The organism is Pseudovibrio sp. Ad26 (assembly GCF_001623285.1).
Taxonomy (GTDB): Bacteria; Pseudomonadota; Alphaproteobacteria; order Rhizobiales; family Stappiaceae; genus Pseudovibrio; species Pseudovibrio ascidiaceicola.
The window spans coordinates 64,510-78,054 of sequence record NZ_LMCE01000061.1; the positions used below are offsets into that span (position 1 = coordinate 64,510).

Below are 13,545 nucleotides of genomic sequence, written 5' to 3' on the forward strand. Positions count from 1 at the left end.
TCCTTCTTGTTTGTCACTTTAGCCGCCGAGCGAGAGTAGCTTCACTTCCAGTTGAACAAGCTCAGGTCGAAGAATATTCAACTCATTCGGTAAATCACTGAAGGGGTGTCGCATATACAGCTGAATAGCCTGACTGTTGTCGAGCTGTGCAATCAGTGGCCGCACTTGCCGCAAGGCATTTTCTCGGGCTTTTTTGCGCTCTCTTAGGTCTTTTGACTTGTCAGCAATAATCCCAACTTCCTTAGGCAACTCTGCTAGGGCCAGCGGTTGAGAAATACTCGATGAGAATTTCCGCAAAGCAGCGACGTCCACGGCCTCTTCACCTGTGTCCTGCTTGTCTTTCACTGCATTGACAAATGAGCTATCGATATACTTCTTGGCGTCAGTCAGGCGTTTGAGACAGTTGTCGGAAAACTTGGAAATGTCTTTTGCAATGTCTTCGCGGAATCCTGTGATTTCACCACGCATTGCATCCAGAGCACCTTCCAGCTCTTTCAGTTTAGCAAGGTTCTCTTTGTGCGTATGAGAAGCGTCAGACTGCTCTTCCAGTTCGGCAATCTCCATGCGAAGTTCTTTCAACCGTGACGTATCGAACTTACTTGGATCAACGCGGTCAACACCCTTGTAGTAAGCGAGGATACGTTTGATGGAGATGTCTTTCGATGTCATCATATCCAGCTCATCCTTAAGTGGGCCAGACTTGGTGAGGAAGGCATTCTTGGCTTCTTTCTGGTCTTTCTGCCGAGCAACACCCTTCTTGTAATCATTTTCCAGCTTTTTGAAGTATTTCAACTCTTCTTTGCTGAAGCGATCCGCATCGGTAATTTTCTCGCCCTTCTTCTCCATCTCAGCAAGCTTGTGCAGATGGCTTAACTGGCCTTCTAGTTCCAGTACGAAGCGGTCAACACGGAAGATTAAACGGTTCGCCAGATCAAGCGAATGAGCTAGCTCGTCGTTCGTTGTTGCATTGTACGCAAGGTCTTTCGCTTGATCGAAAAACACGTCTAGATCACCATGATATTGCTTGATCTCATCTGGAGCGAACAGCGAGCCAACCATCTTTGCAAGACTAGGGTCTGCCTTACCCATTTGCGAAAGCAGTTTTGGGATCTCTGTAAACTGGTTCTCGATGATCTTGACTTTGGTATCGAACAATTCGCGGTTTTTGACCGCCTTGCGGACACCTTCTTCAAGAGGGTGCAGTTGCTTGGCTTCCATCTCCGTACACGAAGCCAACGCCTTTTCGATGTTGATGGAAAGAGCCTCATCTTCCAACTCGTCGATGTCATCTCTGAGACGCAAACGTTCTTCTATGTAGTAAGCGCCTTCTTTGCCCTTCGAGATCTTGTCAATTTTCTCTCGTAGTTTATCCAGGTTCTTAGTCAGCTTCTTGTAAGCGCCGGGATCCTTTTGGATGCCAGAGAGGATTGCTTCAGCTTTCAGGAACTCTTCAACGGCAATATCTTCAACTCCAGTAACACCGGAGGCTTTCAACTCATCAAGAAAGTCAAAGGTTTGAAGAAGGCTATCGATTGTTTTGCGTGGTATTTCCTTCGCATCTTTCGGGCGACGTGGGATTTGGATCATGACATCCTGGTTCAGGCCGGGGACATCACCGGCGCGTTTGATCGCACGGCGTTCATCAGGTTTGGTGACCAGATTGCCTTGCTTGTCGTACAGAACCAATTTCTTCAAATCATCACGGAAGCGCTCTGTACGCTCGCCAAGCTTAGCGGTGTCCCACTTTTCTTCTTTTCTCATGCTGTTTTTATGAGATGCAGAGGCCTTGAGTTGGGCAAGCAGACTGCGAATGGTCGGAACTGTCTTGGAATCGTCCGACATGTAGCTATCTAGATCTGTTTCAACTGCGCCTGCGGCATCCGTGACACCTGAGTTACGCAAGCTGGTAGCGAGTTTTTGAATATGGCTCTTGAGTTGACTAAATTCTCCAACGGCCGCCACCGCCATCTCGTTGTCATAAAGCAGAATTTCCCAAGCAGGGTCGTCTTTAGACAATTTAGCTGTTCTAATGTCCTTCAGGGTTCTCCCAAGACGCGTTGCAAGGCCAGAAAAACCAATGGCAGTCATTGATTTGATACCCTGACCAACTTCCATGACATATGGCTTCAACTCAGCTGGAACAGGAGGTTCTGCAGGTTTGCTTTTAGCTGCTGCAACAACACCCTGCCAAAGCGTCTGCATATCATCGATGGTGGATTCAGCATCCAGAAGGCTGTTATGAGCGCCATCAGTGTCCTTGGTTTTGATCTCTAAAGCTGCGGTTTGAATGAGCGCTTTTGCGTTTTCATAGCTCTTGTCAAAAGCAATTGCTTCGCTTGGATAATTCTCAAAATCTTTCTTGTGTCCGTAAACAGAGTTGAGACGCTCCAGAAGTTGCTTACTCTGACTTGCAAGCGCTGCCATAGCGTCTGCATCGGTGTCCTCGTTCTCATGAACAAAATGATCTTTAACGTCCGCTTTCAGTTCAGAGAGTTGTGCGGTGACGTCTTTGAGCTTTTCATCGCTCTCAGCTTTTATGCGTTCTGCGGTTGCTTCTGTAACAGCCGCTCCGACCTTTTTATCGTCTTCAGCTTTTGTTTTAGCTGTTGCCTGCGCAATCTCTTTCTCTTCTTTTTCTTTGATTGCTGCGGCTGTCTCACGCTCAGCCTCATCCTGTTCCTTAAAGGCCCAGCCGAGTGCTTTATAAACTGATTTCACCCATTCAAGTTGTTGGGGTGTGAGTTGATCGTCAGACATTCGAGGCTCCAATTGGTTTTATTATTATCGAGAACCACTAAACCTGTATTTTAGGTATCGAGCTCCTTAGGACAGGTGAAATTCTGAAGCAGCCTGGCTGAGAATGGATTGTTCACGCTGTTGGCCATGAGGTTGAAGGTGGCAAACCGATTTCCAAGCGTAAATCTCACCTTGTATTGATCGGGTAGCTCAGTTTTTGTCACGCTTGCCTTTTCCAATAAACGAAAGAGGGACCATGGTCCGCTGAGATTGATGGAGTTAGGTTCTCCGGCAATCGCAGGAAAAAATGCGAGACTTGCAGCTGGTACACCTTCGCCAGGCCAATTCAACTCGATCGGGCGTGTTGGACCATGCGCATAGCTCACTGTTGTCCCATCCACGGTGAGCGCAACTCTGGTTGATCCGACGTCCAGATCCAAGGGTGTCATCGTAAATGCAACAGATGGTTTATCCCCCCCATTTGCGAAATATGCGTTGCGAATATCGTTAGCTTTTTCGAAGACTTGAAGGCTGTCTTTTGAGACACCAATTTTGGCGTTATCGCTCTCTCTCCATTTCCAGGGTGTAGAGGAGGTATCGACGAATGATTTGATGTTGGTATTGAAAAACGCTTCAATCTTGCCGCCCGGTTTAAACAGGGTCGAAAAGTCGTCCAGCATCACCGATGCTTGCTGGCCATTTACCACCGGATAGCGGCCAGAAAGTGCGTTGCTGCACAAAGGTAAAACCTCAGAATCCCAGGCTGCATTGATGGCTTTTTGAGCGTCGTTTACAGTAACTTGAGAGGAGAATTGAAGCATTTCTAATATCCAGCTTTGCAACGGCATTGGAACGTTAGGCGCTTCATCCTTCAGTGTTTTAACCGCGTCACTTCCGCCACCAAGAATGTAACTCAATGCATCTTGCTGAGTGTTGTTAGCCAGTAATATCCGATTGAGTTCGCGGTAAAGGTCAGTGACCTTCATCAGTAATGCGTCAAGCGGAGTGGTACCGCTGCCTGATCCTAACGTGAAACTGTCAAGAGGCTCAAAGCGCGCCTGAACAGAAGTCCCCGGTGGAACCGGTTTAGGGCCACCCTCGCTCGTTGGAACAGCTTCACCAAGCACTTCAACAAGCTGTTGCTGTCTCAGATTGGTTGTCGCGCGGGCTTCTTCCTGTGCAATCCGAGCTGCACCGCCTGCAACGTTTTGAGCAACACCGGTAGCACTGGATGGAGCTTCAGTCCGTGTAAGCTGTGTTTGCTCAGCCACTGAGACGAGAAGATTGCGGATAGGTGAGTTTGGACCGGAAGCCGTGTTAATGACGTCTGTCGCCTGCGACAGGCTTGTGAACTTAACTATGCGCAGGTCAGCCAGCATCGCATCCCACATGCGAGCGTAGTCATCCAGATAAAGCCCCAGAACACCACGCTCAATACGGGTGACGGTTTCTTCCTTGTTTTCCAACTGACCATTAGGACCCAACACCCAGCTTTCTCGAACGAAGCTCTGAATACTATCAACCAACTGAGGGAGAAACACACCACGGAAGCCTTCATAAGTGTAAAGGCCAGGAATCCCTTCGCTCAAAGGTTTGCCTGAGGATCGTGTGAAAACGCGTGTTGCGGCAGACCCAGCAGCTTCGTCAGGACGCCACTCCGGCAGGCTTTGAGCGGCTTGCCCGGCTTTGATGAAGGAATAAGCCAGCTCCGCGATTGGAGTTGCATTCAGAATCTCTCGAACCTGACTAACCAACTCTGTATTCACATCAATCCGCACCTTAAAGGGCTGAGCCAGCAATGCTGTAAGATGATTTGAGAGTTGGTCGCGCTCTGTCACTTGCCGAGGGTCACTGTAAAGGGACTGCCAGTCAGTTTCTTCCCAACGCTGAATAACTTCTGGTTCGAGCGGACCTTTGTCTGCCAGTTCCAGATAAATCCGCAAGGCTTCAAACAGGAATTCTGGATTATCAATGTTTGCAACCATCTGCTGCTCAAGGCGGAGCATCATGCGCGGTCGCAAATAGCGCTCCAGACCGTTGTGATAAAGCGCATCCGCATCCTCTGAAACATTCGGAATCTGGTTAAGGCCCCAACGCTCATTTTGAGGCGGTTTCTGTTGTTGATCCGCAAACCCACCCGGCAGATCTCGAAGGTAGTTCAGCAACGGCAACACGGATAGATAGTTGGCGTCATTGACACGGACAGCGTCAATTCGATCCGCAAATTTGGGGTATTCTTTCAGGTCAGCTTGAGCTCGATTAATGATGTTTTCCTGGTTCATCTCATAGCTGATGACCCAAACTGTTGTCAGAAATGCAAGGACGACCACACAAGCCGCAAACGAAAGACGCTTGCGGATTTTCTGTTTGCGCATCACTTGCTTGCTCTCGCCCGCAAGGTTGCCTTCGCCAAAAATCAGGTCAAAGAATAAACGCTCAAGGAAGTAAGCGTGTTTCTCGTAGGGAGCAGAGGGAAGAGCTTGCCGGCCAATTCCATAGGCATGTGCAATCGAGCCTGCGAGTAAATCAACAGGCTGACCTTCCTGGGTCGCAGAGGTGAAGTATACCCCGCGCAGAAAGCTGCGGTCCTCGTAACGATTGGGGCGGAACATCTCTGTTAGGAAATCGTTCAACACGGTTTGCAGTGAGGCCATTTGTTGCGGGAAGCTGAAGATCAGACTTCGGTGCTGAATGTCCGTTTCTTTGTTCAGGTAGTCGTAGACGCGCGAGTTGAGCTGCTCCATGAGCAACTCATACTCCTCATCGAAATGACTGATCGCATTCTCTGAGGATTTGCCATCATCAACGGGGAAGGTCATGCCCCAAGCTTGGTGCCGCTCATCTCGGCCAAGGATTTGGAAATAGTCCGCAAAACCGGCAATCAAATCAATCTTGGTGAACATGACGTAGATTGGGAAACGCAGGCCCAGTTGCTTCTCAGCTTCTTTGAAGCGTTGTTTGACCGTTCGTGCCATATCCAAACGCTGATCCGACCGCATCGTTGCAAGCTTTGCAAGATTGATCGCAATGATCATTCCGTTAAGTGGCTGACGGCGGCGGTTTTTCTTAATCAATGAAAGCAGTGTGCTCCAGCCAGAAGCATCGATGACCTCATCTTGGTCCTGCATGGTATAACGGCCGGCACTGTCAACGATGATCGCATTGTTGCTGAACCAGTATTCGCATTCTGCAGTGGGCTCAATCGTTGCTGCATCCACTTTCTGGCCCAGCTTGTGAGCCAGTGGAAACTTCATTCCAGAACGTAAAAGAGCAGTGGTCTTGCCAGATTCCTCTGGCCCAATCATCAAATACCAGGGCAGCTGATAAATCACCTTACGGCCAAGTTTACCGTCGACACTCGCAGTCTTGAGAATGTTCAGACTCTTTTCAACCTTTCCAGAGACCAGCGCTGCTTCATTCTTCGCCAACTCATCAAGATCGACTTCAGGCTCTTCTTCTTCCTCTTCTTCTTCGTTCTTTGCTTCTGCTTCTCTTGCTCGCCGGGAAAGGCGTGCAATATTGATTGCTGCCCAGATCATCAAAAGACCCATGACGATCAGCATACGAACGACAGCCATCGCAAAAGGTTTTGCGCCGAAGATCGATAGACTTGGGCCATAAATCCAGATGACCACACACAAGATTAGTGTGATGAGGAGCGTAACAAACCAAAAGGGGAAAAAGCGTTTGAGTTTCTTCATTGCTGGCCTCCCTGGCCAGGAGGCGGAACAAGCGTAATATCAATGCGTCTGTTCTGAGCACGCCCTTCAGCTGTTGCATTGGTCGCAATCGGATCAGCAGATCCTCTGCCGATGGCTTTGACGCGGGTCTTGTCGGTCAGTCTGACCTTGATGAGGTCCGCAACTGTTTGGGCACGTGCCTTGGAAAGAGCGACGTTGTTCGGATAACGGGCATTTCGAATTGGAATATTGTCTGAAAAACCAACCACGTTGATTGTGCCGGGCTGCGTGTTTACCGCTTCAGCGACACGATTTACGACTGGGATAAAGCGGGCAGTGAGCGTATCTCTTGCAGTAGCGAACATGCCAGAACCTGTCAGGCGTATAACCACGTTGCCTTGCACATCCATCACGACGACAAGACCCTGCCGGATCTCAGGCGCAAGGAACCTGCTAACTTGCAAAAAAGCGGGCAACGTGCTGTTACGAACGACTTGAGGTGAGGAAGGAGTGCCGGGTGTTGCCTGTTGTTGTGGCAAGTTCGGTAGAGCTGCCCGTGGTGGTGCAGGTTGGTGCGTCAGGTCGATTGGGCTTGTGTTGACTAAAGATTCATACTGGAACGCAATGCGCTCACTTTTCTCGCCTAGCCAAAGCGCGAGCACAGCATAAATCAGCAAAGCGAGGAGAGCTGCACCAAAGAAGATGCCCCAAACCGGAATAGACCATTTTAAAGGTCGGTATGCATCTTCAACGCCTCGCCAGTGAGGAGAAAGGTCGGTTTCCTGATCTCCTCGCAACGAGCGAATGAGGCGTGATATGCCATAACGCAGGCGCGACATCGTATTCGTGCCCTGCGGCATGATCCGCAAGCGGCCTTCAAACCCTAAAGAAATACAAAGATACAGTAATTCCAGAAGATCTTTGTCACGACTTGGGTTGGCCTGCGTCTTCCTCAATAGATCATAAAAACGATCGCCACCGGACACGTCTTTGTGGAAGTTGCTGACAAGGCTTTGCGTTGCCCAAATACTGCGACTGCCCCACGGAGTATTGAGAATGATATCATCGAGGGTTGCACAGACCACATATCTGGCAATGCGAATGGTCTTAGAAGAAAGGCCGTTCAGCATAGCGTTGTGTTCGAAAGCGCGGATCTCGGAAATAACATGAGAGCGCAGGGCGTTTACATCACGGTGCTGAGCGTGATTTCGTAAGCGGGCAGCTAGAGCCAGTAAGCTGGAGGCTGCTTTGATAAGAGGATTGTTCCCAAGTGGGACAAACTGAATATCATCAGCGCCAAGGAACCAATAGCCCGCTGGCGTTTGTGCTGGAAGGTTGGTACTACCGCTATCAGGATGATCAGGATTGGGCGCATCAGTCGAGATGACAGTGTCGACTGAATCCACCGAAAGGGCAGTGAAGTCCTTCTTTGCCATAATCTCAACTCCTCAGTCCGTTAGCCGCTTATTGCTCTCTGATCGCCCAGAGTTCCATCACAAGTTTCGGGAAATCACCCGCGACATGCATCGCCAATCCGCCAGAAACGCGGATTTCGTCCCAATGTGATGAGGCCGGATCCAGTTCAAAATATGCTGTGCCGGTGTGGTACGGGATCTGCCTTGGTGCGACTGGCAGTTGTTTCACTGCTATGCCGGCCAAAGCGGAATTCACAAAGTCTCGGATCTGTTCAACAGACCCAATCGTAATCTGCCCTGGGAAGTGTCGATTGATCACTTCCGATGGCAGGTCAGCACTAACAGCAAGCACAAACCGAGCCGACTTGATCAGGCTGCGGTCAAGCAACATGCCAACACGAACGCCGTACTTGCGTTCTTCCAGTGGTATCGGCACAGCAGTCTGCTCCAGAACAGCAGAAAGATGCTGCCGCAAATGGGCAATCACAGGAGCGAATGTTTCCGTGAGTGCTTCGTGTCGATAAGGTTGAAGCGTTGAAGGTCGCCGGGCTGCTGCCGTAAACGTCGCAAGTTCACCAACCAGCTGGATCGAAATTCGGTACAACGCCTCAGGATGAAGCGACGGCGTTTGTGCAAAGTGGGCGTAGAGTGGTTCATAGCGATTGACAGTTTGCAAAAGCAGAAAGTCCGAAATCTCAGCAACACCCTTGCTACCGGAGTTTGAAACGCGCCCTGCAAGCGCGTCCGCGCGATGGCTCAGCATGCCCCAGATCTCGCGAATGTACCCGTAGAGTACCGAGGAGGAATGTGAGGCGAGGCAGGTGGAGATGTACTCGTCATCTAAAATAACTTGCTTATCTGCCCGTACTTCAATCACGCGAGCTATTGGTAAGCAGATCCAGCCTTCCAGATCTTCAAAATCGAATTTAAAAGAAAACCGCAGCCGACCAGTTTCCATTTGAACGCTGGCATCACTGCCAGTGATTGCATCTCGTGCCTCAGATTCATGCACCACATAGCGTGCAGCTGTTTCCTGTACACCTGGATATTCATATTCGTAGGCACCAGGTTGTCGAATGGGTAGTGCAAGATAGACGACCGAGTTTTTTACGCTTTCAGGAACTGGAATAGACGCAGGTGCGTCACATTCCTGTGGCATCTTGAAAGGTGTACCATCCGGCATCAGACCGCTGGCAAAATTGAGTGCAAACTGGCCCAGTTTCAGGGCTTCCTGATTGATCTTCAGCTCTGTATGGCCCCAGGGGTGAGGACGTATGCTTGAGATAGTGTCACTGACCAGCTGTTCCAGATAGCGATCATGCTGCTGAAAGTGCTGCGGCTGTAGAAACAGACCTTCTGACCAGACAACTTTGTTATGAGTGGTCATTAATAGAACCATCCTTCTTTTACTGTCTTGTCGGGCTGCAGAGTAATTTCAAGCTTGCTCAAATACGCAATGAGGCTCGATGGTTGATTGTTTGGAACCATAATCACCGAACTCCACGTTCCTGTGTCCACTTTCCGAAAGGCACCGAGCACGGCGACAAACGCCACACTGGGGTCAACCTTGACTGCTACCTTCATGATCTTGTCGGGAGCTATGAAAACTTCCTTCATAGCAAGCAGGTTTTTACCGAGAACCTGGTCTCCTTTTTCAAACAAAGTGAAAAAGTCATGAGTTTTAAACTCGGCATCAGACGTAAGGTAAAAGATCTTCACCTGAACAGGCGTCGACATTCCATCTGCGTTCTGGTTCAACTCCTTGTCCGCGATGACTGTCGTCGTGATCATGACAGGCATCGGCATCTCGGCGGAGCAGGAGGCCAGACCGATACTCAAAAGCAAAATGTACGCAATGCATTTGATGTGGCTAATCGTCATTTGGTTTACGAGCTTTGTTCTGAATGTCTTTTTTCGGGGCTACATCCCAGTCCTCAGGAATGGTCTGGTGATGCGTTCTGGGCAATTTAAAGGCATCGGATTCCGTGCGGTTGTGATCCCACGCACTCGCACCTTCTTCGCTCGAGATACCGCTTTCACTTTCAAACGGCACTGAGCTGGAATATTTGTATCCTTCAAATCCATAACTAACTGGTGGAATAGGCTCTTTCCCAGCACTCGCAGGGTAGGAATCCAGTGTTTCAGTCGCCTTTCTGAGAATAGATTCTGGAGACTCGAGTGGGTCATTCAGAACCTCGGAAAGTTCGTCTTCAGGGGTAACGATCTGGTTATCGACCCAGTCGTCATCCTCCATGTCGAGTTCTTTAGGAAGAAGATTTGCAAGTGGATCTGGGTTCTCAGGTTCTGTAAGAAAATCATCCACTTTCAGACGTGCATCAGCATCTTCTGGCAACATTTGTGCGCTGATGTAATAGTTTCCGACTCTGATAACATCACCATCCTGAAGGCCACAGGCCTCACCATTGGGAATTGGTTCGTCCCAATCATTAACAAAGGTTCCATTAGAGCTGGTATCGACGACGCGGTAGACCCCGTCGTTCCACTCAACGACACAATGACGGCGCGAAAGTTGGTTTGCAGGATCGGGTAGAATCCAATCCGCACTGCTTCCACGTCCAATGACGCAGCGTTCCTGTCGCAGTATGCGCGTGCATTTTCCTGTGTCGACCAACTCATGCCCCTTGGTCAAAATGAGTACTAAAACGATGCTCGTGTTATCAGTCATATCCTCAGCCCCCGATTAAAACTGTGGGCCAGCCAAGGATGATGGTGCCGCCGTGAGCAGTGACATCCAGCATACGCGCCGCCGGCAATCCGGCGATCAAAGTGGTGACACTGCCTTTCATAATTGTATCTGGAGGCCCAACACACACGCACATGTCAGTCATACGCGCCGCTGGTAAGTTTCCGATCAAAACCGTCGGTGCTCCAAGAGATATCGGGCCTCCCACGTGAGGAACGATACCGGTCACCATTGGACAGACGTGCATGTCTGTCATGCGTGCTGCTGGGAAACTCATAGGGCCTCTATTTCATTATCTGCGAGTGCTCGTCCCAACTTGTAAGCTTTGACTAAGAACTCTTCAGGGTCCTCCACGTTACTGTCGTATACAGACAAAACTATAGATGACCCTACAGCAATACTAGTTAGGTTTTCTGGGGGAGGTGCAGGGTCAAATTCGGGAGATCCCATACTACCGCCACTCCAACCAGCCGCTGCCGCGGCAAGAGAAGCGGCGCTTTTATATCCTCCGTCATCAGCAATTTTCATTGCTGCACGGCGCAGGTCTTCTTCGGGTTTGCGGACCCAGTCTTCGGCGGCTTTCAGCGCTATTTCGTCTTCATCGGGTGGTTGACTGCCTTCCGGAAAGGTAGCTCTGCTGACTTGACTGGCCCACCACACTGCGCGTGGTTTACTCAGGGCGTGAGCGAGAACCTTAATGGCGTCAGACATGAGCTCCGCTTCTGCCAAGGTATCCACAACTTCGATAGACGGTTTCTGTCCCTCTATCAGTGGTACTGCCTCATCTCCAAGTTCTAAAGGTCTCTTTTCAAGTAGATCCTTGTAGGAGTTGAGGAGCAGTGTAGTATTTGTCACGCTATTTTCCATAATACACCTCAGTTAATCTTGACGAGAGCACCTTGTACCGTTGTGATGCCGGCGCCTTTCAAGGTGGTCAAGGTCCCGTCGACGGTCGCCTGAACATCACCCTTTACGGTCACCATTAAGCCTTTCAACTCAGCTTGAGCTGCCTCAAGCTTGAGGGAGCTAGGACCAGCCGTAAGGGTGATCGACATAGGATCCATTTTGATGGAGCTGCCACCGCAGGTAAGCTCGATAGCTTGAGTTCCGGAGACCTTCACAGATCCAGCGGATGCATCCACTTTCACATCACCGGTTTGTGAGGTCACACCGATGTCTTTCATGGCTTCAACGGTCTGCGCACCTTGCTTCATGGAGATGCTTTGGTCGCCACTTTCGACAGTGATGGTGTGATTGCCAGATTTGACCGAAAGCGCGTCGTCTTTCTCGACGGTTGTCGTACGGCCACCAGTCTTGATGGTGTAGGTCTCATCACCCTGGTCAACGGTCAGACTGCGGTTGTTGTAGACCTCGATTGTCTGATCACCATCTTCTTGCTTGTCGAAGCCAATCTTGACGGTTTCATTGTTTTTGACGGTGCGCTCATAGTCCTTCTCAGCGGTGAGCTGAACGAGTTCCTCGTCTTTTTTGTCTTCAAACAGAAACTCGTTGTTACCGCCACCTTCCTTGGAAGTTTCACTCTTGAGCGTTGATTTCGTGGCTTCACCGGGCAGATCGTAAGGAACGGTTTGCTCACCATTGTAAACACTGCCCACAACAATAGGTCGGTCAGGGTCTCCGTCTAAGAAATCAACGAGGACTTCCTGCCCAACACGGGGAATGTGGAGACCACCCCAACCTTTACCAGCCCACATTTGCGCTACACGCACCCAGCAAGAAGATTTGTCATCGTTCTGTCCGTCACGATCCCAATGGAACTGCACCTTGATCCGGCCATACTCATCGGTCCAGATCTCTTCACCATCCGCGCCAGTAACAACTGCGGACTGCAACCCGTTCATATTAGGCCAGGGTGAAGTAGAGGCTTTACGGTATTGAACGCTGGAATCGACCGCCTCAATCTCATAGGTGATTGCGTCATAAAATTCCTGCTCTTCATCGCGCGCAAACTCGATTGAGACCTCACAGATCGCCTTCGTGATCAGGTATTCTTTTTCCTGACTTGGGTCGTCTGAAAACTGATCCAATTTGAAAAGGTATCCGGGGCGCAATCCACGGACGTTGCCGCGCGCATATACCTTAGCGTAAGCCGCACTGGCTTCTTCAACGCGCACCTTGGCTCGCTTTTCACCTACACTGACTTCCTCGTAATGGCCGGGATACATGTAACGTGTGCGGCCAGAAAGCTGGTGGGACTTCTTTTCGCTAGCATTAGCTTTCAGATCACTCGTGGGCTTAGTGAAATCATAGTCATTGATTTCAACTTCATCCGTCTGGATCTCTTCATTGTGTCGCCAATCCCAAAAGTGATCTGCTCCGCGACGGAAATGGTCTTCCTCAGAATAGAAGGGAAGGCTGGACTCGCCTTTGATGTTTTCATGAGCGCTATAGGAATCTGCCAATACCATGGTGTGTTGGCCGTCCTCATGCTCAAAGTAATAATAGATCCCTTCCTGCTCCATCAGGCGGCAGATAAAGTTGAAGTCGGTTTCTTGAAACTGAGCACAATAGGGCCGAGGATCATAACTGTCACTCAGCTTGTTTTTAAAGTCAGTAAAACCAGCTTCCTGAAAGACTTCTTTCAAGATGTCCGGCGTCGACTTTTCCTGAAAAATCCGGCAGTTGCTGGTAAGGGTCAAAAACCAAAGCCACGGGCGTACAATAAGCCGGTAAGTTGAATACCCATGATCTTGTCCCGTATAGATGGCCTTGGTCACAAATCCATTCAGATACTGGTCAGAGGACAGGCTTGTGCCGGATACTTTTTTCATTTCAACCGTGAGTGTCTGCCCAAGCATCTTATCAAGGCTCAGGTCATGCTCGAATGATCGGCAATCAACGACCATTTCGTAGAGCTCACTCATTTCGCTGGTCATCTTCATCTTCCAAAGGTGGAAGCTGTCATCTCCACCATCGAAGCTGATCGTAAACAGCCGGTTCTCAGTTATTTTGCTCGCACACATTCCAGGACCTGCCTATTTCTAAAACT

The 13,545-nt window shown here is 49.8% G+C and carries 9 protein-coding genes; all 9 read right to left on the minus strand.

Going from position 1 to position 13,545, the window contains the following annotated elements; translation table 11 throughout:
• Positions 1 to 18: 18 nt before the first annotated feature.
• The 9 genes from PsAD26_RS14180 to tssI are packed head-to-tail and all read right to left on the minus strand — an operon-like array spanning position 19 to position 13,519.
• The gene (locus tag PsAD26_RS14180; protein WP_063310959.1) at positions 19 to 2,757 is read right to left on the minus strand and encodes a hypothetical protein; all 2,739 of its coding nucleotides are present in this window, start codon (positions 2,755 to 2,757) and stop codon (positions 19 to 21) included.
• Positions 2,758 to 2,807: 50 nt separating this feature from the next.
• Positions 2,808 to 6,437 carry a type VI secretion system membrane subunit TssM gene (gene tssM, locus PsAD26_RS14185; protein WP_063310960.1) on the minus strand — a complete coding sequence of 1,210 codons (3,630 nt, stop codon included), beginning with the start codon at positions 6,435 to 6,437 and terminating at the stop codon, positions 2,808 to 2,810.
• The gene (gene icmH / locus PsAD26_RS14190; RefSeq protein WP_063310961.1) at positions 6,434 to 7,852 is read right to left on the minus strand and encodes a type IVB secretion system protein IcmH/DotU; all 1,419 of its coding nucleotides are present in this window, start codon (positions 7,850 to 7,852) and stop codon (positions 6,434 to 6,436) included. The genes tssM and icmH overlap by 4 nt, the downstream gene beginning before the upstream one ends.
• 28 nt (positions 7,853 to 7,880) lie before the next feature.
• A complete protein-coding gene (gene tssK, locus PsAD26_RS14195; protein WP_063291937.1) occupies positions 7,881 to 9,218 on the minus strand; it encodes a type VI secretion system baseplate subunit TssK in 1,338 nt (445 codons plus the stop codon).
• Positions 9,218 to 9,712, minus strand: a complete 495-nt coding sequence (gene tssJ / locus PsAD26_RS14200) for a type VI secretion system lipoprotein TssJ (RefSeq protein WP_084403677.1) — start codon at positions 9,710 to 9,712, stop codon at positions 9,218 to 9,220. The genes tssK and tssJ overlap by 1 nt, the downstream gene beginning before the upstream one ends.
• Positions 9,702 to 10,517, minus strand: a complete 816-nt coding sequence (locus PsAD26_RS14205) for an FHA domain-containing protein (protein WP_084403678.1) — start codon at positions 10,515 to 10,517, stop codon at positions 9,702 to 9,704. Before PsAD26_RS14205 ends, tssJ begins: the two co-directional genes overlap by 11 nt.
• Positions 10,518 to 10,521: 4 nt before the next feature.
• Positions 10,522 to 10,812 (minus strand): PAAR domain-containing protein, encoded by a 291-nt coding sequence (locus tag PsAD26_RS14210; protein ID WP_057465268.1) that lies wholly within the window; start codon positions 10,810 to 10,812, stop codon positions 10,522 to 10,524.
• Positions 10,809 to 11,390, minus strand: coding sequence for a hypothetical protein (locus PsAD26_RS14215; protein WP_208985695.1), 582 nt, complete (start codon positions 11,388 to 11,390; stop codon positions 10,809 to 10,811). Before PsAD26_RS14215 ends, PsAD26_RS14210 begins: the two co-directional genes overlap by 4 nt.
• A 20-nt stretch (positions 11,391 to 11,410) precedes the next feature.
• Positions 11,411 to 13,519 (minus strand): type VI secretion system tip protein TssI/VgrG, encoded by a 2,109-nt coding sequence (gene tssI / locus PsAD26_RS14220; protein WP_063310963.1) that lies wholly within the window; start codon positions 13,517 to 13,519, stop codon positions 11,411 to 11,413.
• Positions 13,520 to 13,545: the final 26 nt, after the last annotated feature.

Excerpts from the sequence above, each read along its gene's own strand:
- tssI (WP_063310963.1), bottom strand. The coding sequence starts at position 13,519 with ATGTGTGCGAGCAAAATAACTGAGAACCGGCTGTTTACGATCAGCTTC.
- PsAD26_RS14205 (WP_084403678.1), bottom strand. The coding sequence starts at position 10,517 with ATGACTGATAACACGAGCATCGTTTTAGTACTCATTTTGACCAAGGGG.
- PsAD26_RS14210 (WP_057465268.1), bottom strand. The coding sequence starts at position 10,812 with ATGAGTTTCCCAGCAGCACGCATGACAGACATGCACGTCTGTCCAATG.
- tssM (WP_063310960.1), bottom strand. The coding sequence starts at position 6,437 with ATGAAGAAACTCAAACGCTTTTTCCCCTTTTGGTTTGTTACGCTCCTC.
- tssK (WP_063291937.1), bottom strand. The coding sequence starts at position 9,218 with ATGACCACTCATAACAAAGTTGTCTGGTCAGAAGGTCTGTTTCTACAG.
- tssJ (WP_084403677.1), bottom strand. The coding sequence starts at position 9,712 with ATGACGATTAGCCACATCAAATGCATTGCGTACATTTTGCTTTTGAGT.
- PsAD26_RS14180 (WP_063310959.1), bottom strand. The coding sequence starts at position 2,757 with ATGTCTGACGATCAACTCACACCCCAACAACTTGAATGGGTGAAATCA.
- icmH (WP_063310961.1), bottom strand. The coding sequence starts at position 7,852 with ATGGCAAAGAAGGACTTCACTGCCCTTTCGGTGGATTCAGTCGACACT.